Origin of the sequence: Aquimarina callyspongiae, from assembly GCF_034322225.1 — a bacterium.
Taxonomy (GTDB): Bacteria; Bacteroidota; Bacteroidia; order Flavobacteriales; family Flavobacteriaceae; genus Aquimarina.
The window spans coordinates 533,729-558,079 of the sequence record NZ_JAXLPA010000004.1 but is presented as its reverse complement, the minus strand read 5'-3'; the positions used below and the strand labels follow the sequence as shown (position 1 = coordinate 558,079).

At 33.8% G+C, this 24,351-nt stretch carries 22 protein-coding genes and 3 tRNA genes; 12 read left to right on the top strand and 13 right to left on the bottom strand.

Going from position 1 to position 24,351, the window contains the following annotated elements:
• Positions 1-12: 12 nt before the first annotated feature.
• From U0D62_RS19110 to U0D62_RS19095, 4 genes are all read right to left on the bottom strand, one after another.
• Entirely contained in the window at positions 13-1,356 is a 1,344-nt protein-coding gene (locus tag U0D62_RS19110; protein ID WP_322288933.1) for an exonuclease/endonuclease/phosphatase family protein, read from the bottom strand.
• Between the two features lie 3 nt (positions 1,357-1,359).
• Positions 1,360-5,043: a hypothetical protein gene (locus U0D62_RS19105; protein ID WP_322288932.1), complete on the bottom strand. Its 3,684-nt coding sequence runs from the start codon at positions 5,041-5,043 to the stop codon at positions 1,360-1,362.
• Positions 5,044-5,147: 104 nt separating this feature from the next.
• A complete protein-coding gene (locus tag U0D62_RS19100) occupies positions 5,148-5,585 on the bottom strand; it encodes a hypothetical protein (RefSeq protein WP_322288931.1) in 438 nt (145 codons plus the stop codon).
• Positions 5,542-5,910 carry a hypothetical protein gene (locus U0D62_RS19095; protein ID WP_322288930.1) on the bottom strand — a complete coding sequence of 123 codons (369 nt, stop codon included), beginning with the start codon at positions 5,908-5,910 and terminating at the stop codon, positions 5,542-5,544. Before U0D62_RS19095 ends, U0D62_RS19100 begins: the two co-directional genes overlap by 44 nt.
• 574 nt (positions 5,911-6,484) lie before the next feature.
• Here U0D62_RS19095 and U0D62_RS19090 point away from each other — a divergent pair.
• Both U0D62_RS19090 and U0D62_RS19085 read left to right on the top strand, forming a co-directional pair.
• Positions 6,485-7,336: a hypothetical protein gene (locus tag U0D62_RS19090; protein WP_322288929.1), complete on the top strand. Its 852-nt coding sequence runs from the start codon at positions 6,485-6,487 to the stop codon at positions 7,334-7,336.
• Between the two features lie 88 nt (positions 7,337-7,424).
• Positions 7,425-7,814, top strand: coding sequence for a VOC family protein (locus U0D62_RS19085; RefSeq protein ID WP_322288928.1), 390 nt, complete (start codon positions 7,425-7,427; stop codon positions 7,812-7,814).
• A 157-nt stretch (positions 7,815-7,971) separates the two neighbouring features.
• Here U0D62_RS19085 and U0D62_RS19080 read toward each other — a convergent pair.
• The 3 genes from U0D62_RS19080 to U0D62_RS19070 all read right to left on the bottom strand — a co-directional run bounded on the left by U0D62_RS19080 (position 7,972) and on the right by U0D62_RS19070 (position 8,348).
• Positions 7,972-8,055, bottom strand: a tRNA-Leu gene (locus U0D62_RS19080).
• 67 nt (positions 8,056-8,122) lie between these two features.
• Positions 8,123-8,195, bottom strand: a tRNA-Lys gene (locus U0D62_RS19075).
• An 80-nt stretch (positions 8,196-8,275) separates the two neighbouring features.
• Positions 8,276-8,348: transfer RNA gene (locus U0D62_RS19070), tRNA-Lys, on the bottom strand.
• Positions 8,349-8,488: 140 nt separating this feature from the next.
• Here U0D62_RS19070 and U0D62_RS19065 point away from each other — a divergent pair.
• Entirely contained in the window at positions 8,489-9,010 is a 522-nt protein-coding gene (locus tag U0D62_RS19065; protein ID WP_322288927.1) for a shikimate kinase, read from the top strand.
• On the opposite strand, the gene U0D62_RS19060 is transcribed toward U0D62_RS19065, so the two are convergent.
• The 3 genes from U0D62_RS19060 to U0D62_RS19050 all read right to left on the bottom strand — a co-directional run bounded on the left by U0D62_RS19060 (position 9,002) and on the right by U0D62_RS19050 (position 10,569).
• The gene (locus U0D62_RS19060; RefSeq protein ID WP_322288926.1) at positions 9,002-9,502 is read right to left on the bottom strand and encodes a phosphoribosyltransferase family protein; all 501 of its coding nucleotides are present in this window, start codon (positions 9,500-9,502) and stop codon (positions 9,002-9,004) included. The genes U0D62_RS19065 and U0D62_RS19060 overlap by 9 nt on opposite strands.
• Before the next feature lie 99 nt (positions 9,503-9,601).
• Positions 9,602-10,183, bottom strand: coding sequence for a methyltransferase domain-containing protein (locus U0D62_RS19055; RefSeq protein ID WP_322288925.1), 582 nt, complete (start codon positions 10,181-10,183; stop codon positions 9,602-9,604).
• The gene (locus tag U0D62_RS19050) at positions 10,180-10,569 is read right to left on the bottom strand and encodes an RNA-binding S4 domain-containing protein (protein ID WP_322288924.1); all 390 of its coding nucleotides are present in this window, start codon (positions 10,567-10,569) and stop codon (positions 10,180-10,182) included. Before U0D62_RS19050 ends, U0D62_RS19055 begins: the two co-directional genes overlap by 4 nt.
• 14 nt (positions 10,570-10,583) lie before the next feature.
• On the opposite strand from U0D62_RS19050, the gene U0D62_RS19045 reads away from it, so the two are divergent.
• A complete protein-coding gene (locus U0D62_RS19045) occupies positions 10,584-11,861 on the top strand; it encodes an FKBP-type peptidyl-prolyl cis-trans isomerase (RefSeq protein ID WP_322288923.1) in 1,278 nt (425 codons plus the stop codon).
• 53 nt (positions 11,862-11,914) lie between these two features.
• On the opposite strand, the gene U0D62_RS19040 is transcribed toward U0D62_RS19045, so the two are convergent.
• From U0D62_RS19040 to U0D62_RS19030, 3 genes are all read right to left on the bottom strand, one after another.
• Positions 11,915-12,532, bottom strand: a complete 618-nt coding sequence (locus tag U0D62_RS19040; protein WP_322288922.1) for a porin family protein — start codon at positions 12,530-12,532, stop codon at positions 11,915-11,917.
• A gap of 323 nt (positions 12,533-12,855) precedes the next feature.
• Positions 12,856-13,809: a transketolase family protein gene (locus U0D62_RS19035; RefSeq protein WP_322288921.1), complete on the bottom strand. Its 954-nt coding sequence runs from the start codon at positions 13,807-13,809 to the stop codon at positions 12,856-12,858.
• 90 nt (positions 13,810-13,899) lie between these two features.
• Positions 13,900-14,745, bottom strand: a complete 846-nt coding sequence (locus tag U0D62_RS19030) for a transketolase (RefSeq protein ID WP_322288920.1) — start codon at positions 14,743-14,745, stop codon at positions 13,900-13,902.
• A gap of 177 nt (positions 14,746-14,922) precedes the next feature.
• Between U0D62_RS19030 and tgt the strand changes: the two genes are divergently transcribed.
• The 8 genes from tgt to U0D62_RS18990 all read left to right on the top strand — a co-directional run bounded on the left by tgt (position 14,923) and on the right by U0D62_RS18990 (position 24,128).
• Positions 14,923-16,053, top strand: coding sequence for a tRNA guanosine(34) transglycosylase Tgt (gene tgt / locus U0D62_RS19025; protein WP_322288919.1), 1,131 nt, complete (start codon positions 14,923-14,925; stop codon positions 16,051-16,053).
• Between the two features lie 69 nt (positions 16,054-16,122).
• Positions 16,123-17,199, top strand: coding sequence for an LptF/LptG family permease (locus U0D62_RS19020; RefSeq protein ID WP_322288918.1), 1,077 nt, complete (start codon positions 16,123-16,125; stop codon positions 17,197-17,199).
• Entirely contained in the window at positions 17,186-18,100 is a 915-nt protein-coding gene (locus U0D62_RS19015) for a DMT family transporter (RefSeq protein ID WP_322288917.1), read from the top strand. The genes U0D62_RS19020 and U0D62_RS19015 overlap by 14 nt, the downstream gene beginning before the upstream one ends.
• A 69-nt stretch (positions 18,101-18,169) precedes the next feature.
• Positions 18,170-19,123: an acetyl-CoA carboxylase carboxyltransferase subunit alpha gene (locus tag U0D62_RS19010; RefSeq protein WP_322288916.1), complete on the top strand. Its 954-nt coding sequence runs from the start codon at positions 18,170-18,172 to the stop codon at positions 19,121-19,123.
• Between the two features lie 168 nt (positions 19,124-19,291).
• Entirely contained in the window at positions 19,292-20,839 is a 1,548-nt protein-coding gene (gene dnaB / locus U0D62_RS19005) for a replicative DNA helicase (protein WP_322288915.1), read from the top strand.
• A gap of 115 nt (positions 20,840-20,954) precedes the next feature.
• Positions 20,955-22,139 (top strand): asparagine synthetase B, encoded by a 1,185-nt coding sequence (locus U0D62_RS19000; protein WP_322289106.1) that lies wholly within the window; start codon positions 20,955-20,957, stop codon positions 22,137-22,139.
• A 74-nt stretch (positions 22,140-22,213) separates the two neighbouring features.
• The gene (locus tag U0D62_RS18995) at positions 22,214-23,203 is read left to right on the top strand and encodes a DKNYY domain-containing protein (protein ID WP_322288914.1); all 990 of its coding nucleotides are present in this window, start codon (positions 22,214-22,216) and stop codon (positions 23,201-23,203) included.
• A 115-nt stretch (positions 23,204-23,318) separates the two neighbouring features.
• A complete protein-coding gene (locus tag U0D62_RS18990; RefSeq protein ID WP_322288913.1) occupies positions 23,319-24,128 on the top strand; it encodes a DUF6503 family protein in 810 nt (269 codons plus the stop codon).
• The last annotated feature ends 223 nt before the right edge of the window (positions 24,129-24,351 follow it).

Here is a 24,351-nt window from a genome sequence, read left to right as displayed (position 1 = left end):
TTGTGTGTTCTGTTATATATCTATGATTAATGCCATGTGATCGCTGGTACTTCGAATTCTTCGATAGTTAGCCCATCCTTTGAATCGACTTAACGCTCCTATATTTCCTGGAGCATATCCTCCTACGCCATTGGGACCGTTAGGAGGTAATGGTAATGCTACTGGGGATCCTGCATTTGCCATACCAACAGGTATTTGAGCCATTCCGGTTGTATAAGCATAATGACCAGCTGGAACTCCCATAGGAGCATTGGGATCAAGATTGTAAGGGGTTCCGGTAACGCGATTGGCAATAGTAATATTGGCGGCAGGGCCTCCTGCATTAGCACCGTATCGGGATAATATATTGTCTACACTGGAATAAGTGTCTTGAATCACGTATTCGTATCCAGGATATCCATTAGTATCCCAAGGCCTCGCACTATTGTGAGATCGTATCATAGTACATACATATCCTTTGTCGGGCCATTGATTAGCCGTTGGGTTTATAGAACGGGTATATCCAGCAGCTCCTGTAAGATTGTTATAAGCGATGGGTTCAAAATGAGTATTAAAAAGATCTACGTTAAAATCTCCCACGATAACACCAACTTCATTAGCGGCAAGATTTGCAGTCATTTCCTGGATATTAGATAACTGATTTGTACCATTAGCCGCCTGATTTTTTTTTGGAGATGCGTGAAAAGACATCAACTTAATGGTTCTGTTATTTGCATTATCCCAAAAAGTAGTGAGATAAGGAGTTCTATTAAAGTTATTAGGAAATCCTAATACCGGTCCGGGAGCCATACCTACTCCTGGTCCTCTGAATTGCCATTGTCCTGCAAGCTGCCTGAATGCACGATTAGCATTAATAGTAGAGTTTGCATTTACATTTCCGGCAGGAAGAGTAGCATTCCAGGGATTTGCATAGTTGGCAAGATTCATGGCACCAATATTAGCCACAGAATCAGAAGCATTTCCTCCACCTTGCCACCCCCAAGGTCCACTAAAATCAAGATTGGCACTGTTGTAGTATACTGAAATACCTTCTGTTACTCCGTTCATACCTAGTCTAAGAGGAGGAACTAACATCCAGGTATTACCCAGCCAATTGCGTATGAGTCCCAAGAGATAACGTGATCCTGTAGATCCTCCGGCACTTATCAAAGTTCCTGGCGCTCCGCCTCCTGTACTTGTTTCTACCACAACAAAAATATCAGGAGCGTTTTGAGTCAATGTAGTTCTGATAACATCACGTCTATATCCCGATTCCGGAGTGCGCAAGCGATTACCCAGGCGATCTCGTTTTCTGCCTATTTGATTAATCTTATTAATCCCAAATTGTTGTATGTTCCAATAGAGTATTCTCGCCATGATCTATGATTTAGTTTTGTTATATGCAGCATACCAGCCCAAACTTTTGGCAGTAGCTCCAGGATTTGGATTTCCAAAAAGTAAAAAATTGGTACTTCCTCCTGGAGGGAGTTTAAGAATCCCAAGAAATTTTAATGCGATTTTACTCAATGTCATCAGATATGATTGCTGAGCTTCAACATATTCTAATTTTAAGGTATCTATAGATAGCTTTAATACTCCTTGAAGGCTTAGAAGTTTAGCATTACTGCTGGTTCCAGGAAGTTTTATCCCTACAAAGGCATTATAGGCAGTATCGGTAGCTTTATTTCCAGGACTCCAGGCAATCAATAAACTAGCATTAAAATCGAGTGATGATGCCAGTTCACCTGGTGTTCCCATATTTAAGGTCATTTCTAGACCGTACCAGTTTCCTGATAGCCCTGTAGTATTGATTCCAGGTAAACTTAAATTAAGATATCCTAAACTAGGCGGCATCGTGTTATCATCTCCAGTAACCAGGTTATTGATCTGTAGTGCAAAATTGGGATATAAACTCAATGGTCTTGCGGTACTTAAGTTAGAGTTAAATACTATCTGAGAAGCATCAAATGCATAATCTACCACAGTGGGTGTACTGATGTTAAATGCCATGTTGATGTATAGATTACTATAATTTAAACCATCTATAATATCAGAATCTGTACCGTCGCTATTTCCAAAAGAAAAAGCATCCATTATAACAGTGGTTTCTTCGGTTTCATCTGTTGCAGGGGTGGTTGTTTTCATCACTGCATAGTTTAGATATCCCCACATGGTAAAACGAGATTCTATATGGGTGGCAGCAGGATCGGTAGTTAAGGTATTAAATTGAATCTTGGTGATTTCAACATTTTTAAGCAAGTTGCTGTTAAAATAAAACAGGTTGTCATCTGTATTTTCAAATACATACACTGGTGTACCATCATGATCTTGATAAGTACCATCCAGAACTACAGTGTTTAGAGTATTGGCGCCGTATTTATTATTAGTGCCTATAACATTATCAGAAAATAAGTTATTCATTGTTAATTGTACCTTGCTCTGAAAGAACTTAATAGTAGTATTTTCAAAAAGAACTTGTAATTGAAGTACTTTAAAGTCATATGTAGCGCCTGCTAATGGAGGTACAGGTTTATTGGCATTTAAACCTTGCATAAGTTGCTGTTGATATGCAGTATCTAAATAGTTAATAAGTCCAAAAAGAGAACTGGTTTTTTCCATTTGGATTTCACCTTCAGCATTTACTTTGTTGACTTCTATTCCAAAATGATGGGCGTTGAACCTGGTTAAATCAATACCAGATATCAAACCTTTTAGTTGTTGAGGAAATTCTTGTAAATCAATATCTGCTTTCAGTACTAAAATCCCATTCCATTCTTTACTATTAATGATTTTATGAAACTTTTCATAAAGAATCGCCTGATTACTTTCTGGATGATCTAAACCATACTGATAAGCTTCTTCAGCTTCCTGAATATAATTCTGAACCCATGAAGATATTGCGATTAATTGTTGATAAGCATTTGCAGGGTCATCAACTCCTTCGGTATTAAAAGTATTGGGTTGTGTCCAGGTTTTAGGGTCTTTAACACGATCTATTAAAGTTCCGCTACAAAATTTAAATATAACTACATTGTTATAATCTGCATAAGTATTTGATGTTCCTACGTTAATATCAAATGGCCAATCTTCTATTGACATTTTGTTATTGAATATAGCTTCAGTTGTGGTTTGACCTCCTTGTTCACCACTGGTAGAAAACAATTTGCCTAAATGATTGTTTTGAGTAGCTACTAAAAATTGCTGATTGGTTAGAAAAGCACTTTGTAACGTAGTGGATAAGTTGATAAAACTCATCTGATACTGAGCAGGGTCTACTGGAGTTTGATTCTCGGGATATAAGTATTCAGGAGTGGCTCCTGCCTGTATCTCATTTTGACCTAGATTGAGTAAACTCCAAGAGCCCTTATTATTAACATGAGCGATTAGACCTTGTGGTGTGGTTGAGCTGGTATAATCTGTATCTGCGTTACTTGATAATCGAGTTCTTTTACTAGCACTTTTAGAAACTCTGGCGGTTGTTAGTTGGTTTGTAATTAATGCTTTTCGTTCTTTACTCAGGATTTGAGATTCAAAAGTTGGTAGATTTTCGTTTCCGGGATATTGTGGATTGGTTTCAGCATTCAAGTAAGGGGCAATAGGAACATAAAATTCTTGTTGAGGCATATCAACACTGGGCTCATAAAATCCTAAGAGATTAGCTTTGCCATTAACCGTTTCGCTTACTCCATGATCCTTGGCAAATAAAGAAGCACCTTCAGGTTGTGAAACGTATTGAACATTTTCTGAAACATCAGATACTACATTGACCCAACCAGTTAGATAGGTTTTATCTAATGTAGGATCATTAGTTCCTGGATTTACAAGAGAAAGTTCCTGGGCTGGAAAGTTTGGAGCATAAGCAGCTTCTTTGCTTTTAAACCGCAATGTGTCTCCGGTAGGTTCCCCATTATTATTTGAGTATGGAGTGAATGTAATGATTTCGGTCCCTGATAATCCAGGTAAAAAATCAAATTGACCATTTTCATCTGTCTGATCAGATTCTGGATCCATAAAAAAATCACCTTCAGGCTGTAAATAAAATCGTTCAGTTTCTTTAGCGTCTTGAGGAGAAATAACTAATCTGGAGCTATAAGAAGAAGGGATGAGGTTATTGTCTGGATTGCTATTTTCAACAAGATCAATTTTTGGCCATAAGGTGATAGGATATCCTGTGTTAATAGAAAAATAGCTAGGTAAACAACAAGTAGTTGAAGCTCTTGTGCTGATATTGTATGTTGTTCCTGTAAAAGCAAAATAAGTGTTCAAACCATTAGTGTTCGTAATATCTAAAGGGTCAATTGCAGCTTGTGTCAAGGCATAATCAGTATCTGATAATGTTTTAAATACTGGGTAATTGAATTTTGTAATTGTACTATCAGTAGGATCAGTGTGATAATAACACGTTTCTAAAAAGAAAGCTTTAAAATCACTCTCAAGATTAAACCCTAGAGGAAATCCAAATGCACCACAATTGTATTGAGAAAAAGATATCGACATATCCTTATTTAAGAGAGTGTCACTACCATATTCTTTACTATCGAAGGACATGTTAGGGCTATTGGAATCGTAAGCTAGTTGTATTTGGGTAGCTGCGCCTTCTGGAATAAAAGATACCGCTGTATTATTTTGAATAGAAAGCGTAGCAAAATTATTACCCATAGTATAATTAAAAGTTTGGCTGACTTTAATTACATTTTGTGAGTTTACATAAAAACTTATAGCTACGGTATTATCATCATTAGGTGTTTGATCAACCTCTTCTAACCAAGCTGTGGTTAAGTTATTAGAAAAATTTTGTCGGTACTTTTCTAAATACTCTCTAACTTCATCTAGATATGTAGAAATGGTATCTTTGTTAGGAGCTTCTTTAGCAAATAGAAAATAAACACTTAAAGTGGTAGATTTTGATAGCGTAAGAGAAGATTCTTTATAGGTAGAATCTTTTGGCAATACGATAGCTGACCAATGATTTAGATCGGATGAGGTGTTAATGTATAATGCTTCATCTCCTGAGTTAACATTACTGAATAGGGTACCCTCGGTATCCTGTTGAGTTGATCCCATGATATAAGAATAATCTGTGTGTGACGTATGTTAAAAATGCCATTAAGAACACCAGAATAGCTGTAAAAAGTTTGTTTTAGAGCTATTTTAATATTCTTATAATATTATTCATCCTCAGGACATAAAATGGATACAAGAACCATAATTTCATAAGGAGAAAGATTTGATACAATCAATTGACTGCCTTTAAAATCAGCAACTGCAATGAGTTGTTGTCGGATAGCTAACTTATGGATACCGTTAAATTGAGTACTGTCATTAAATTTTATGTTTTGAGTGTCGCCCGTATTAACCACAGTTGCTTTCTGTGCTTTACTAATATTATTAATATAACAAATACACTGAGACCCATTGTTAGTGCTCAAAATAGCATACTCATATTGCGAAAGCACTATGGTGTCTAATTTAGACTTTACAATCTTTTGAGCATAAGTATAGCTACTGACAAATACTGAAAAAAGAAGGGCTATATACAATGTATATAACCCTTTCTTTATATTAATTCTTTGTGGTTTGCGCCTGAATTTGAGCAGTAGCGTCATTCTGTGCATTCGTGTTGTTAGTAATAGTAACAATCGTTCCTGCAAAATCACCTTGTGCCTGGATAGTATAAGAAGGCGTGTTAGGTGGAATCTGATAAAAATTATTCAATGTTGGCTGGCTTACACCGTTTACTTGAACAATAATCCCAGTTGTGGGAGCTCCTGTAATACCTAATGATAGAGTGTTAGCTCTGCTTGAGTTAGAAATGGTTAAAGTAGAAGTAGAACCATTTGCTGTGTTCCAGGTAGCGAATTGACCTGAATCGATAGCTGCAGAACCTTGCTGATTAATTACTGGATTTTGTGTTGAAGTTGCATTTGACATAATTTAAAATTTTTAGGTTTATTAATAATAATTTTTCCGAGTTTTTGTCTTAAACTCTGAGTAAGCTGGTTGCTTATCTCTATACAAGTTTAAAAAAAGACTACTGGATATTATACGGGTATAAATACTTGTTTTAGTGTTACTTACCCTGTATTTTTATTACTGTTAAGACGTAATTTTCTAAAACTATGTTGGATGCCAAAAATCTTCTCAGCTATTGATTTTATTGAGACTTTTAGTTGTTTTTAAACTGTGAAAAAAATGATTTTTCACTTATTTCTTAAATATTTCTTAAACGCATATTTGGGGAATTTTCTCTTTATTTTTCTAAATGAAGAAAGAAAGGGAAATTAGAGGCATAAAAGAATTGTGTTGAAGCTTTTTACTATCAAATATGTTATGGTAGAAATTTAACCTAAAAAGTTAAATTTTTACACTAAATAAGATAATATTATTGGATTATGTTAATTTGCCTATTCAGTTTTTAATATTTCTTTTTGAGAAATACTAAAATAATATAAGAGCTTCTTTTGAGAGGCTTTTTAAATGTTGTTAATCGAGGTATTGAATAATTATGAAAAAACTTTCTTTTTTAATCTGTTGTATTCTTCTGATTTCTTGCAGTGATAGTGATGATACGACTGATTTAAATATACAGCAAGAATCTTTTACGTTTGAAGATGATTTTGAGGTTCAAAATAATAATCTAAATGAATTGTTCCCATTAGATGGCAGTCGATGGACTTTAATTCAACAAGTTAATCCTACTGGAACAACAAATGAAATATCGATAGTTAATAACCCAACTTCAAAAGGAATTAATTCATTACGTTTATTGTCAAATCAATCCAATGAGATTTTATCTAAAATTGATATTGAAAAAGCTGGCTTTAAGGCTTTTGAAGGTAGTACGGTAACTATAAAAGCAGATTTTTATGTAGCTTCTAATGAGTCAATTGCAGATTTGTTTTTAGTGGATTTGGAGTGTTGTTCCTGTTGGGACCCATCGGTAGATATGGAACAATCATCTGATGGTGATAATCAATGTCCTGGAGTACGCTTAAAAATTACAGGTAACGGTTTCTTGTCTATAGAACGAGGTAAAATATCGGATGTAACGATTGAACAAACCAACTTATCATTCCCAAGAAATGAATGGGTAACTGTAGAATGGAAAATGCAATTGTCAGACCAACAACAGGAAGGATTGAATAGTTTAAAAATTAACGAAAATGAAGTAATTTCTACTGTCGGAATGAATTTTCCTAATCCAGAGATTTTCTCAGATGTGTTTGCACAAAATGGAATTAATTTCACACTGCAAGAACCTGTATTCTATGAAAGGATCCAAGTGGGGGCTACGGCAAATCCCAACGCAGGAATTGTAGAATTATTTGTAGATAATTTTTCATTAAAAATCGAATAAACATCAAATAGTTGGAGTTGTATGCAAAACAAAGAATTAATAAGTCTGATAAGAGTAAAACTTCATAATTAAAACCTAGAAGAAAGAAATGAAAACAATTAATCGGATAATGACCAATATTTGTTCAGATAACTTGGTGAAAAGTCGTGATTTTTATGCAAAATTGTTTGACCTTAACATAGAGTACGATAGCGATTGGTTTATTCATCTTATTTCAAAAGATAAAACACTTGAATTGGGAATAATCGATCGAACAAATGAATTGGTACCAAAAGGCTTTCAAAACACTCCACAAGGCTTCTATGTTACTTTTGTAGTTGATGATGTCGACGAGATATTTAAGATTGCAGAGTTGGAAGGATTTGAAATTGTAAACAAACCTACAAATACATTCTATGGACAAAGACGATTATTATTGAAAGATCCCAATGGAGTTTTAATTGATGTTTCTTCACCAATTAAAAATTTTAAAATTTAATATAGCTATATATTGGGTTTGAATTTTGTGTTAGTGAATATAATTCTTAAAATATTCAACTAAAACTATTGAAATTATATTAAAACAATAGAGGGAAACAATTGTAATAACGCTATTTTAAAGTGAATTGAAATCAATATAAGTGTAAAGTAAATTGTGCCCAGAGCGGGAGTCGAACCCGCACGCCCTAATGGACACATGGCCCTCAACCATGCCTGTCTACCAGTTCCAGCACCTGGGCAATACTAATAGTATTACAATATACCATAAAACTAAAAAAGTATCGTAGAATATACGATACTTTTTAGTGACCGGGCTGGGGCTCGAACCCAGGACCCTCTCCTTAAAAGGGAGATGCTCTACCAACTGAGCTACCAGGTCATTGATAATAAATATCAAAATATTTTTAAGAACACTTATGAATATTAATTATGATACATAAAAAACTATTCATTTTTTAGTGACCGGGCTGGGGCTCGAACCCAGGACCCTCTCCTTAAAAGGGAGATGCTCTACCAACTGAGCTACCAGGTCATACATTCTTGTTTTTTTTCCTTGAATGCGGGTGCAAATATACTATCATTAATTTATTTTTCAAGAAGAAATTGATATAAATTTGCATTTTGTTTAAAATGATATTTTTTTTGAACGATTTATAACTAAAATTTGAAGACATGAATATAATTCTAATGGGGTATATGGGGAGTGGAAAATCCTTGATAGGCAATGAATTATCAGAAAAAACAAAATTAAAATACCTCGATTTAGACGACTATATAGAAGTTTGTGAAAAAAAATCGATTGCAAAAATTTTTCAGGATCATGGAGAGATTTATTTCAGAAAAAAGGAATCTTTTTACCTAAAAGAAGCTTTAAACACCCATTTTGATACCATCATTTCGCTAGGAGGAGGTACTCCATGTTTTGCAGGAAATCTAGAAATTGTAAAACAAGATAAAGGAGTAAAGAGCATATATCTTCAAACCTCTTTAGAAGAATTAACAAAGCGATTGTTTAAAGAGCGATCTAAGCGTCCTTTGATCGCACATATAGAAGAAGAGGAGGATCTTAAAGATTTTGTGCGTAAACACCTTTTTGAGCGTTCATTTTATTATAATCAGGCAGAATATACTATTAAAACTGATCAAAAAGCCTCAGTAGAAATCGTAGAAGAAATTTATAAGCTATTATTCTAAAATAGCTAGATCCTTTTCGCCTAAAGTAACGGTGATATGCTCATGTAGTGATGTAGATAAAGAAATCCCTTTAAAATCCGCTTTTATAGGGTATTTTTTATGATTTCTATTCACTAGAACAGCTGTTTTAAATTGTAAAAGAGGAATCTCAAGAAAATGCTTTACTCCATACATTAAGGCTGTACCAGAATTTAAAACATCATCAACCAAAACCAATGACTTATTTTTATAATCTGATACCTCAATCGATGTCTGAACAGTATTTAAAGGAGAAGATTTATCCATAGTTACCTCACAAAGGATTACTTGTATTTCAGAAATATCTTCTAGAATATTTTTTAGGCGTTTTGCAAAAATGTATCCATTTTCAGAAATTCCGGCAATAACAATTTCCTTTTCATTTACGTTGGTTTCATAAATTTGATAAGCGATACGCTTAATTTTATGTTGAATTTGTTCGTGGGTAAGAATGATATTATTGTCGGTTTGCATTGATAAAATTATTGACTACACAATTATTGAGCGTAAAGATAAACTATTTACGAATTACAATTTTAATAAGGAACAAAACACTAGACTAGATTAAATTCTTTATAAGTTTTCAAAGATAAAAAAGAGTTCGTTACCCATACGAGGAGGAATCGAATTATAGCAGTCATTTAATATTTTGATATTAAAATATTGAGAAAAAAGATCGGTATATTCTTCTTTGATTCCTCCAAAAGGAGGACCTTCTTGTTCAAATTCTTTATTAAATAGTACTCCTACCAATTTTCCTCCTGGAGTTATAAGTTGCTTCATCTTCTTTGCATATTGATCTCTTTTGCTTTTAGATAGCGAACAAAAAAAAGTTTGCTCTAAAACAAGGTCAAACTGATCTTGATATTCAAAAAAATCATCATATAGCAATTGATTTTTCGGAAAATCAGGTACGTTTTTTTTTAAATTTTCTAGCGCGGGTTTGGCAAAATCTAATACAAAAGTATTCTCAAATCCTTTTTGATAAAGGTATTGAGCTTCATATCCATGACCACAACCCGGAATCAATATTTTAATTTTTTTATCAGGTAACTGATCCGTATACTCAATAAGAGGAGGAGAGGGATATCCTATATCCCATCCCGTTTGATGATTGAGGTATCTTTTTATCCAATACTGAGAGTTGTCAATCATTCTTCACTATCATTACTGGTATCATTATCATACCAATCATCAATATCTCTTCGATCTTTTTTTGTAGGTCTTCCAGTACCTTTTTTACGATAATAATCTTTAGAATACTTTAAAAGATCTAATTTTTGCAACGATTCCTTTGGAGTGGTGTCTTTACGATAGATGTCGACGAGCTTAGCTCCAACTCGACTATCGGGTGTATCTAAAACTGTAAGTTCATAATCAACTTGATTTTTTCTAACCTTTATACTATCCATAGGATAAATTTCACGTGAAGGTTTGATCAAATCACCATTGACTCTAACTTTACCTTCTTTACAGGCTTTTGTAGCGATGCTTCGGGTCTTAAAGTATCGGATACACCATAAATATTTATCAACTCGCATAAAAATGATTTAAAATGCGTTTTATATATAATAATTGTAAAACAAAAGTACAAGAAAATCGTATCTTGCGGCCTCAAAAAGCAAATGAGATGAATTTTAGAAAATATGTTTTTGCTGCAATAATAGCTATTGCTGCGTTATATGCTTGTAATAATGATGATGATGATGGTATTGTATCGGTACCTGTAAGAGATCGTGCAGAACAGCAAATTGCAGATGATCAAAGACTTCAGGATTACCTAAGAACGCATTTTTACACCCTGGTGGATGTGGATTTAAACAATGATGGTACTCCAGAATATCAAACTGCTAAGTTTGATACCATTGCAGGAAGCAATAGTGGAGAACAACCTATAATGGATTCTCCTTTACTTGAGACAAAAGCAATAAATAGTAATGATGTTGATTATACACTTTATATATTAAACTTTAATCAGGGTGGCGGAGAAAGGCAACCTACTTTTGCCGATTCAAGTTTTGTAACGTATCGAGGGGCATTATTATATGATAATGTAGATAAAGATGGAGATGGGATTCCTGATGTAGCGGACGTCGATGCTGATGGTGATGGAGCAGCTGATGAATTGGATGGAGAGATAAGAACCGATAGTGATGGTGATGGAATTGCTGATGATAGTGATGCTGATGATGATGGTGTAGCTGGAACAGATCCAGGACAAACTGATACTGATGTTGATGGAATTATTGATGATAAGGATCCAGTAGATAATAACGATCCCGACAGAAGAGTTTTTGACAGTGCAATAACTCCTATTTGGTTTGACCTTATTAATTTGATTCAAGGATTTAGAGAATCTACCGTAGATTTTAAAGGAGCAACAGGGTTTGTTGAAAACCCAGATGGTACGGTAAGCTATAATAATGATTTTGGAAACTTTACGGTATTTATACCTTCTGGACTTGGGTATTTTGCTTCATCTGCCCCAGGAGGAGGAATTCCTTTGTATTCATCTTTAATATTTAGCATTCAGACCTATAGTGCAAACGAATCAGATCACGATAATGACGGAATACCTTCATACTTAGAAGATATAGATAATGATAGATCTGTGGTAGATACTGATGATGATACAGATGAAAATGGTTTCCCTAATTACATAGATGGTGATGATGATGGTGATGGTACACCAACTTCTGATGAGATTACTTTATTAGGAGACCTTAATGGAGATAATAGAATTACTCTCGATGAGATAACTTTTTATGATGATGATGGTGATGGAACACCGAACCATTTAGATCCTGACGATAGTGATTTTAAAAATGACTAATAAAAAAAACTCCGGTTAATTAACCGGAGTTTTTTTTGAATTGATTTATAATATTAAAGATCTAATGCAAGACTGAGAATAAACTGATTAGGTCTAGAATCTACTCTTACTCCTAAGCCAGTTGTATTATCAATTGCTTCTGCTTGATTGTCACTTAATCCTCGCTCGTAACGTATATCTGCATTAAGCCTTCCTAGCTGTAATCCAACTCCAAACTGAACACCTGCGGTAAATTCATTTTTTACGTCTCCAAGTCTTACATCTTCTAATTCATTGTCAACAATGTACTGAAGAGAAGGTCCTCCAAAAACGTGAATTGGCCCCAAGACAGTTACACCAAAAAGGATTGGAAGATCTAACTTTTTAATGTCATAACTTACTTTATTGTTATTGATTTCATACGAACTACTGTTTTGCGTATACTGTAATTCTGGTTTTATGTAAAAATTTTCGGTGATGTTACCTCTTAAAAATATACCAAAGTGATATCCTACACGATCATCTGCGTTTTCAGAAAATACATTGCTACCAGCATTGGTGAGATCTCTAATTTCAATTTTACCATTATCGCCATAATTAAGACCAGCTTTTACCCCAAAAGCGATTCCTTTTTTTTGTGCAAGTAAAGCACACGAGCTGAACAGAAATAAAAAAACTAATACATTTTTCATTGTGAAATAATTTTGTTGTTTTTAAAATGATGAATAATTAATTAAGAATTTTAGTGTATGGCTGGTTTTATTAGAACGGGTATGCCTTTTATTTATTACGTAATATAAGTAGAAGTCATTACCAAAACGTTCTGCAAACTATTATCAAGGTTTATGCCAATATTAAAATAATCTTAAAATGATTCTAATTAAGTTATTACTTATTACCATTCAAGAAATAGTATTAAAAGTGAATCCTCTCCAGGTAAGGATATTTTATTATAGGGTATAAAAAAAAGCTTCCTGATATATTCAGAAAGCTCTTTTCAATAGTATATAGGAGTTTATTTTCTTTTAACAACCTTTTGTGCAGCATTAATGATTGCCTCTGCATTTAAGCCGTATTTTTCCATCAATTGATCAGGAGTTCCACTCTCACCAAAAGTATCATTGGTGGCAATAAATTCTTGCGGAACAGGATGATTTTTTGTTAAAACTCTAGAAACACTTTCTCCTAATCCACCTAAGTGGTTATGTTCTTCAGCAGTAACGATACATCCGGTTTTCTTTACAGAATTAAGAATAGCTTCATCATCAAGAGGTTTAATTGTGTGGATGTTAATAACATCAGCACTAATACCTTTTTCCTGTAATGCTTCTGCAGCTTTTAATGCTTCCCATACTAAATGTCCGGTAGCTACGATAGTTACATCGTTACCTTCTTGTAATTGTACAGCTTTACCGATTTCAAACTTTTGATCTTCTGCAGTAAAATTAGCAACTTTTGGTCTTCCAAAACGAAGATATACTGGACCTTGATGTTCTGCTATCGCAATGGTAGCTGCTTTGGTTTGATTGTAATCACAGGTATTGATTACTGTCATTCCAGGTAACATTTTCATTAAGCCAATATCTTCAAGAATCTGATGTGTTGCTCCATCTTCACCTAGTGTAAGTCCGGCATGAGAAGCACAGATCTTTACATTTTTACCGCTATAAGCAATAGATTGACGAATTTGGTCATATACACGTCCTGTAGAAAAGTTGGCAAATGTTCCGGTAAAAGGAATTTTACCACCAATAGTAAGTCCTGCGGCAATTCCCATCATATTAGCTTCAGCAATACCTACCTGATAAAAACGCTCAGGGTTATTAGCTATAAAAGCATCCATTTTAAGGGATCCAATCAAATCAGCACATAGAGCTACTACATTTTCATTGGTTTTTCCCAGTACTTCAAGACCGGCACCAAAACCAGAACGAGTATCTTTTTTTCCTGTATCGATATATTTTTTCATAAGCCTCCCCAACCCAACAAGGGTCTTAACGGGTTATGTTTTAAAGATTTATTTTTTTCATTAGTTTTTAGAATCCTTATAAGAGATGATTTAGTAATCTCCTAAAGTTTCGGGATTTTGTGCTAAACCTATTTCTAACTGCTCGTCATTAGGTGCTTTACCGTGCCAAGCATGAGTATGCATCATAAAATCTACTCCATTTCCCATAACGGTATGTAATAGTATACAAACGGGTTTTCCTTTTCCAGTTCTGGTTTTAGCTTCTTTAAGGCCTTCTACTACTTCTGTAATATTATTTCCTTCTTTAACTTCCATAACATCCCAACCAAAAGCTTCAAATTTTGCTTTTAAGTCTCCCATTGGTAGTACGTCATCAGTAGATCCATCAATTTGCTGACCGTTATAGTCAATAGTAGAAATAAGATTATCTACTTTTTTCCCACCAGCATACATGGCAGCTTCCCAAATTTGTCCTTCTTGTAATTCTCCATCACCATGTAAACTATAAATAAGGTGATCGTCATTATTAAGTTTTTTTGCTTGGGCAGCTCCTATTGCAACAGACATTCCTTGTCCTAGAGAACCAGATGCAATTCTAATACCTGGAAGCCCTTCATGCGTAGTAGGGTGTCCTTGTAATCGACTATTGATTAATCTAAAAGTATTTAGCTCTTCTACAGGAAAATACCCGCTTCTTGCTAATACACTGTAATATACAGGCGAGATATGTCCGTTAGATAAGAAGAAAAGATCTTCTCCTATACCGTCCATGTCAAATCCGTCTTTTCGCTCTAGTACTTCTTGAAAAAGAGCTACAAAAAATTCAGTACAACCCAGAGATCCTCCCGGATGCCCAGAGTTTACCTTGTGTACCTGGCGTAGAATATCTCTACGAACCTGTGTTACAAAATCCTCTAATTGCTTTGTTTTTGGCATTATGATGCTAGTTATCTTAATAATAAAAGCCCAAAAATACAGGTTTTGGATACGGTGGCAAAATGTCTTAGCAGCTTTTAATTAAGAAAGACTTGTTAATAACAAAAAGTTTTCGAAAACCTATGGTAACTAAAATGATTTTAGTTAATTATCTTTGCGCTCTACGAAAAAGAAATTATGCAATTTGACCTTCTAAGTAAAGATGCTCAATCCAAAGCAAGAGCAGGAAAAATAACCACAGATCATGGAGTGATAGAAACTCCGATTTTTATGCCTGTAGGAACAGTGGCTACTGTAAAAGGAGTTCACCAGAGAGAATTAAAAAATGATATAAATCCTGATATCATTTTAGGAAATACGTACCATTTATATCTTAGGCCGCAAACACCTATTTTAGAAAAAGCTGGTGGTCTACATAAGTTTATGAACTGGGATAGAAATATTCTTACAGATAGTGGAGGATATCAAGTATATTCTTTATCGGCTAACAGGAAGATCAAAGAGGAAGGGGTGAAGTTTAAATCACATATCGATGGATCAACACATGTGTTTACTCCAGAGAATGTTATGGAAATTCAACGAACCATTGGGGCAGATATCATCATGGCTTTTGATGAGTGTACTCCGTACCCTTGTGACTATGGATATGCTAAAAGAAGTATGCACATGACTCATAGGTGGTTAGATAGATGTATGCAACATTTAGAAAAAATTCCGGTTAAATATGAGTATGATCAAACCTTTTTTCCGATTGTTCAAGGAAGTACTTATAAAGACTTAAGAAAACAGTCTGCAGAGTATATTGCAAATGCAGGAGCAGAAGGTAATGCTATTGGAGGATTGTCTGTTGGAGAACCGGCTGAAGAGATGTACGCAATGACAGAAGTAGTCACCGAAATATTACCAGAGGATAAACCAAGATATTTGATGGGAGTTGGTACACCAATTAATATATTAGAGAACATAGCATTGGGGATAGATATGTTTGATTGTGTTATGCCTACGCGTAATGCAAGAAACGGAATGTTGTTTACAGCACACGGAACTATTAATATAAAAAATGCAAAGTGGAAAGATGATTTATCACCAATTGATGAAATGGGGATCACTTTTGTAGATACAGAGTATTCTAAAGCGTATCTAAAACATCTTTTTACAGTTAATGAATTGCTTGGTAAACAAATAGCTACAATTCATAATTTAGGTTTCTATTTATGGTTGGTTCGTGAAGCAAGAAAACATATCTTAGCTGGGGATTTTCTGACTTGGAAAAATATGATGGTGAAACAAATGGATAAAAGGTTGTAAATGTTTTGCTTAAGGTAATTAATGTTTACGCTTAGATCATAAAGAAAGGAATAATATAGAATAATTTTAATGAAAATATTAGACTGGTATATACTCAAAAGATATTTAGGAACTTTTTTTACCATGATCCTGTTATTTATTCCAATCGGAATTATTGTGGATTTATCTGAGAAAATAGATAATATGCTAGAACATGATGTTCCTGTTAAAGCTGTTGTTGGATATTATCTTGATTTTACGGTGTATTTTGCTAACCTGTTGTTTCCTTTATTTGTTTTTCTTTCAGTAATATGGTTTACGTCTAAATTGGCTAATAAAACTGAGATTATTGCTTTTTTGAGTTCTGGAGTTTCTTTTTGGAGATTTTTGAGACCATATATGATTGGCGCAATTATTATTTGTTTAGGAGCGTTGGCAATGGGATTGTTTCTTGCTCCAAAAGCTAGTCAGGGGTTTAATGAGTTTAAATATACCTACCTCAAAAAAGGAAAAAAAGTCCAGGAGACAAGAAATGTCTATCGTCAATTAAACGATAGTATGTTTTTGTATGCAAATAACTTTCAACCGCTTAAAAAATCTGCTACTAATTTTACATTAGAATATTTTAATGGTAATAAATTAGATACTAAAATTTCTGCCAGAAAAATTACTTTTATTGAGAAAGATAGTATTTATGAACTTAGAGATTTTGTAAAACGCACAATTCTTGAGGATAAAGATATTTTAGAAAAAGCTAGAAAAAAAGATACGTTACTGCCATTTAATATTGATGAGTTTACGCCAGTTACATATGTAGCAGAAACATTAAATTATACAGAGTTAAGTGCCTTTATTGAAAAAGAAAGTAAAAGAGGGTCTTCAGATATAAATAGGTATAAAGTAGTAGCTTATAAAAGATGGAGTATCCCAGTTTCAGCTTTTATCCTTACCATAATTGGTGTTGCCGTTTCTTCTATGAAAAGAAGAGGAGGAATGGGGATTAACCTGGCTGTGGGGATATCTCTGGCCTTTATATTTATCTTTTTTGATAAGGTATTAGGTACATTGGCAAATCAATCAGACTTTCCACCATTAATAGCTGTATGGTTTCCCAACGTGACATTTGGGATATTAGCAATTTATCTTTTGTATAATGCCAAACGCTAAACTTAAGAATTATTTCCATCTTCATTTTATTATTTTTATTTGGGGATTCACAGCGATACTAGGAGAATTAATTTCTATTGAAGCTTTATCGTTAGTATGGTATCGTATGCTAATAGCTTCGGGCTTTATTTATCTTTTTATCTATTTTAAGAAAATATCATTAGTAGTATCTAGAAAAGTATTTTTAACCCTTTTTATAGCAGGAGTTGTTATAGCACTGCATTGGATCACCTTTTTTGCAGCAATAAAAGTTTCTAATGTATCTATAACCTTAGCGGTGCTTTCTACAGGTGCTTTTTTTACATCGATTCTTGAGCCTATATTTTATAAACGAAAATTAATCTGGTACGAAGTATTATTTGGAGTATTGGTTATAGCCGGATTATATGTTATTTTTAATGTAGAAGGCGATTATTTATATGGAATTATATACGCACTTTGTTCTGCATTTTTGTCATCTGTATTCTCTCTTATTAATGGTAAAGTTGCAAAACAATATAATTCATCTATGATTTCTTTTTATGAATTATTAAGCGGTGTAGGCTTTGTAACGATCTATTTGTTAGGGTTGACCATATTTGGAGGAGAAGCAGAAGGTTTTTCAATAGCTTTTTTTCAAGTATCTCTTTCTGACTGGCTTTATTTATTCATTTTAGCTTCCGTTTGTACGGCCTATGCCTTTATTGGCTCAGTACAGGTAATGAAATACTTAAGTCCTTATACAGTGATGCTTACAACTAATTTGGAGCCGGTTTATGGTATTTTACTAGCATTTTTGATTTTTGGAGATTCAGAAAAAATGAGTCCTCAATTTTATTACGGAGCCCTTATTATTCTTGGCACTGTCGTGCTTAATGGTATTTTTAAAAACACTAAAAACAGAAAAAGACAAGCAACTTAACATTACTTACGAAGTAAAGTTTTTATATTTGTCGGCTAACCCTAGTTAACATAAATTATATTCTTTATTATGGAATATTTAGAATTTGAACTCCCCATAAAAGAACTTGAAGAACAATTCGAGAAAGCTTGCGCAATAGGAGAAGAGAGCGAAGTAGATGTAACGGATACCTGTAAGCAAATCGAAAAAAAGCTAAAAGATACCAAAAAAGAGATTTATAAAAATCTTACACCTTGGCAGAGAGTTCAGCTTTCGAGACATCCTTCCAGACCTTATACATTAGATTATGTTGATGCGATTTGTGGAGAATCTTTTTTAGAATTGCACGGAGATAGAACAGTACGTGATGATAAAGCCATGATTGGTGGATTAGGTAAAATTGGTGATCAAAGCTTTATGTTTATTGGTCAGCAAAAAGGATATAATACCAAGACCAGACAATATCGTAATTTCGGAATGGCGAATCCAGAAGGATATCGTAAAGCACTTCGTCTTATGAAAAGTGCCGAAAAATTCGGGATACCAGTAGTTTGTTTTGTAGATACTCCAGGAGCTTATCCAGGATTAGAAGCAGAAGAAAGAGGACAAGGTGAAGCTATTGCTCGCAATATTTTAGAAATGACTCGTCTTAAAGTTCCTATCACAGTAGTGATTATTGGAGAAGGAGCTAGTGGAGGTGCATTAGGCATTGGAGTAGGAGATAAAGTATTAATGTTAGAAAATACATGGTACTCTGTAATTTCTCCAGAATCTTGTTCATCAATTCTTTGGCGTAGCTGGGAGTATAAAGAGCAAGCAGCAGAAGCCTTAAAGCTGACAGCGACTGATATGAAAAAGCAAAAACTAATTGATGAAATCGTAAAAGAACCACTTGGAGGAGCTCATAGCGATCGAGAAAAAATATTCAAAACTGTAAGAGATAAAATTTTAACATCTTATGATGAATTAAAAAACTTATCACCAGAAGAATTGGTTGAAAACCGAATGAATAAATATGCAGATATGGGAGTCTTTAAAGGCTAGCCCTTAAAAAATCGCTTATTCACTAAATCTGAAGTTTCGTGCTTCGGATTTTTTTATGCTTATCAACAATAAAATCAAGTTATTAACAGTTCATTTGTTAAAGACCGGTGAACATTCGTATCTTTATAAGTAGGTACATCTCTTTACAATTTTTTTACATTCGTAGTCATGGAAAAAGTACAACAAACTCAGCAAATAAATTACGGTCGGGGGAACGTAATATCGCTTGAGAAAGGAAAAATACCTCCTCAAGCAATTGATTTAGAGGAAGTTGTGCTCGGAGCAATGATGATTGATAAAAAAGGGGTTGATGAAATTATTGACATACTGAATCCTGACGTTTTTTATCGTGAAGCACATCAATACATCTTCGAAGCAATCTTTAAACTCTTCGAAAACTCAGAGCCAATCGACTTATTAACGGTTTCTACCCAATTAAAGAAAGATGCTAAGCTAGAATTGGCGGGTGGAGATTATTATTTGATTCAATTGACTCAAAAAGTAGCCTCTTCGGCACATATCGAGTTTCATGCACGTATAATTCTTCAAAAATATATACAAAGAAGTTTGATTAAAATATCAAACGAGATTATTGAAGAATCGTATGATGAAACAACAGATGTATTTGATCTGTTGGATATGGCAGAATCAAAATTATATGAAGTAACTCAAGGAAATATAAAAAGATCAACTGAATCTGCTCAGAGTCTTGTGATCCAGGCAAAGAAAAAGATTCAAGAGATATCAAACAAAGAAGGATTAAGTGGAGTACCGTCCGGTTTTGATAAGCTGGATAAATTAACATCCGGATGGCAGCCTAGTGATTTAATCATTGTAGCTGCCCGTCCGGGTATGGGAAAAACCGCTTTAACGCTTTCGATGGCGAGAAATATGGCAGTTGGTCAAAATATTCCAGTGGCTTTCTTTTCTCTGGAGATGTCATCGGTACAGCTTATTACTCGTTTGATCTCATCAGAAACAGGGCTTTCTTCAGAAAAATTACGTACCGGTAAACTAGAGAAGCACGAGTGGGAACAATTAAATGTAAAGGTAAAAGACCTAGAAAAAGCACCTTTGTTTATTGATGATACTCCATCATTATCGATTTTTGACCTTAGAGCAAAAGCGAGACGTCTTTCTTCGCAACATGGGATAAGGATGATCGTGATTGATTACTTGCAGTTAATGACGGCTGGAGGGTCTGGAAAGAATGGAAATCGTGAACAAGAAATTTCTACTATATCTCGTAACCTTAAAGCTTTGGCCAAAGAATTAAATGTTCCGGTGATCGCATTATCTCAGTTATCACGTGCTGTAGAAACCCGTGGAGGAAGTAAAAGACCACTTCTTAGTGACCTTCGTGAATCTGGAGCGATTGAGCAGGATGCGGATATTGTATCGTTTATCTATAGACCAGAATATTATAAGATTGATGAGTGGGATGATGAAGAAAGATCACCTACACAAGGACAAGGAGAATTCATCGTAGCTAAGCACCGTAATGGTGGTTTAGAGAATATTAGGTTAAAATTCGTTGGTCACTTAGGTAAATTTGATAACTTAGATGACTTTAGCACTCCTTTTGAGTTTCATTCAAAGATGAATGATGGTAAAGAAGAAGAAGAACCGTTTAGTACGAGTAATCTTCCTAGTGCCGATGAAGCTTTTGGGAGCAGTATAAATGATTCTAATGATGATGACGAAGTACCTTTCTAAAATAATTCAATTATTTAACTGGATTAATGTATCAGAAAAATTAACCAGAAACTTTACTTATGCTTTAATCTTTTTGTTTACGTTTCAATCCTATGCGTCCTATGTATTAATACCTATGGATGCTGAAGGTCAACAAAATCACTTAAAAGCATACGGTATTACATATTGGACATTAAGTAAAGATCTTAAGGTTAAATGGCTGCTTAATTATAGAGGAGGTTCTTTTCTTTTACCTGACACAGAGGATATCAGAAAAGAATGTACAATTAGAGGGGTTTCTTATGAAGTACTTAGTGATGATAAAACAGAATCTATTCTAGAAGAGATTAGTAGCCCTTCACAGAATATGGAAGCTGTAGTGTTAGAAAAAGCTCCTAAGATCGCTGTATATTCTCCTAAAGGGAATCAGCCTTGGGATGATGCTGTTACAATGGTATTAACTTTTGCAGAGATTCCGTACGAAACCATTTATGATAAAGAAGTATTAGAAGATAACCTGATTTTATACGATTGGTTGCATTTACATCATGAAGACTTTACTGGTCAATACGGTAAATTTTATGCGTCGTATAGAGCAGCTCCATGGTATATAAGAGAAAAAGCACAAGCAGAAAAACTGGCTTCTGAACTTGGATATCAAAAAGTCTCTGAAGAAAAACTGGCAGTAGCTCTTAAAATCAGAGATTATGTTGTAGGAGGAGGGTTTATGTTTGCAATGTGTAGTGCTACCGATAGTTTTGAAATTGCATTAGCTGCAGAAGGAGTAGATATTTGTGAACCTATGTTTGATGGGGATCCCAGTGAACCAGGATATCAATCTAAAATAGATTATAATAGGACTTTTGCATTTAAAAACTTTACACTGGAGCGTAGTCCTAATGTATATGAGTTTTCTTCAATAGATATGACTCGAAAACGTAGAATTTCCAGAACCACGGATTATTTTACTTTAATGGATTTTTCTGCAAAATGGGATCCAATTCCTACCATGTTATGTCAAAATCATACTGCTTTAGTAAAAGGATTTATGGGGCAAACTACTGCATATAATCCTAATGAAATTAAATCTAATGTGTTGACACTGGGAGAAAATAGAACTAATGGAGAAGCACGTTATATTCATGGAATAAAAGGAAAAGGTTTTTTTACTTTTTATGGCGGCCATGATCCCGAAGATTATACACATAGAGTCGGTGATCCCAAAACCGAATTAGAGTTACACCCTAACTCTCCAGGATATAGACTTATCCTTAATAATGTATTGTTTCCTGCTGCCAAAAAGAAAAAACAGAAAACATAATAGAATCACTGTTTATAGGGGGATAATAAAGTAAAGCTTTCCATAATTTTGTTACTATGATAAAAAAGATAATTATGATAGTAGCCATAGTATTTATCAGTATAGCTTCTTTATGTATTTATGGGATATATCGTTTCTTTAATCCGTTTGGAAAAGAAGTTGATAAAGAGTTGTCAGATTCATACTACTACACCAGAGATAATCAAGGGATTATCTACAGTTCTATGGGGAATTGGTTTTCTTTAGGGAAACGGGAGATGAAAGTTGATTTTGAGACTTTTCAAGTACTTGGTAGAGATTATGCTAAGGATAAAAATAGTGCATATTATAAATCCAGAGCTATTAATTCAAAGATAGATGTTCCCTCATTTACAGTTAAGTCAGGATATGTGCCAATAGATAAAAACCATGTGTATATTCTTGTTGATGACCTATACTATCTAGACGATACAGATAAAGAGGGATTTAAAATATTAGAAGATGCAGATCCTGAATCATATGAACAATTGAATTATACTTTTGCAAAAGATAAAAAATCTGTATTTAGAAATAATAAAAAAACTGCTGTAGTAGACAGAAACTCTTTTGAGATTCTCAATGAATATTTTTGTAAAGACATTAACGGAGTATACTATTACTGGTATGATAAGCCATTAAAAAAAATAGACGTCAATCTTTCTGAAGTAATAGTTTTAACTTCTTTATATATTCGAGATGATAAGCATTTATTTGTCTATTTAGATAATAGAGGTAGTGAAATTATTGACGATATTATTAAAATACCTTTTAATGATCATAATGAGATCAAATTCTTTAATGCTACATCAATTATCAAAGTAGATGATAAGATTTATTATGAAGGAGATATTATTAAAGAAGCTGACGCCTATACATTTGAAGAAGTAGAATACGGATATACCAAAGATGCTAATCATGTTTTTTTTCTGGGAAAAATTATAGAAGGTGCAGATCCAAAGACGTTTAAGTATAATGATAGAAGTTATATTTTTTCAGATAAAAATCACGTTTATGATGCAGGTAAGATTGTAGAAAAAAAGAAGTGATTTGATTTTCCACAATTTTAGATTAAGGTGTTTTTTATAATTTTCACAAAAAAATGTAAGGTTATTGAAGTTGTACGACTATTATAGCTTTAAACGTCAACCCACAAAGTAACTAATGAAAAAACTAACTGTATTATTATTTGCTGTAACTGTATTCTTATCCTGTAATCAGCAAACCAAACCAGAAAAAGAAACAATTGCTAAGGAAGAGCCTAAAGAAGAAATTGTTCCTGATCGTTCTAAAGATTTTCCGGCGGATATAGCTGCTGTTTTTAAAGCCCACGGAGGTATCCAGGCATTTGATCAACAGAATACTTTGATTTTTGAATTAGCAAATCCAGAAGGTAATGAAAAACATACCACAGATCTTAAAACCAGACATGCACGTATCGAAACTGATAAGTTTGCCTTAGGTTTTGATGGTGAAGAAGCATGGATTGAGCAAGATTCTACCTATTTTAAAGGAAACCCTCGTTTCTATCACAATCTGATGTTCTATTTTTATGCAATGCCTTTCGTTTTAGGAGATGATGGTATCACTTATGAAAAAGTAGAAGATCTAACAGTAGGAGATACTAAATATCCAGGATATAAAGTATCATATGGTGATGGAGTAGGAGATTCTCCAAAGGATAATTACTTCTTATATTATGATGCTTCAACACATCAAATGAAATATTTAGGTTATACTGTTACTTTCTTCAGTAAAGAAACAAGTGAAAGAGTAAGTCTGATAGAATACTCTGACTGGAATGATGTAAACGGATTAATTTTACCTAAGACTTTAAAATGGATGGATTATAAAGAAGGTGTAGTTGGAGAAGTAAAGAGCGAAAGAAATTTTGTTAATGCAAAGGCAAGTAAAGAAAAGGCACCTACTTCTTTGTTTAAAAAACCTACGATTGAAAAAGGAGGAACCTTATAAAAATCAAAAAGCAATATGATTAGAAACCTGTCGAGAAATCGATGGGTTTCTTTATTTATAAAACTTATTTTTAATAAAAATCAATGCTTTATTTTGAGAATGTATCAACCCAGATAGTATTTGAATTATGATAATTTAATAAAAATCTGTTTTTAGATGATTTGAAGAAATAATCGATCAAATGATAAAATATGCTCAAGTCAAAATTGTTTAATTTTACGAT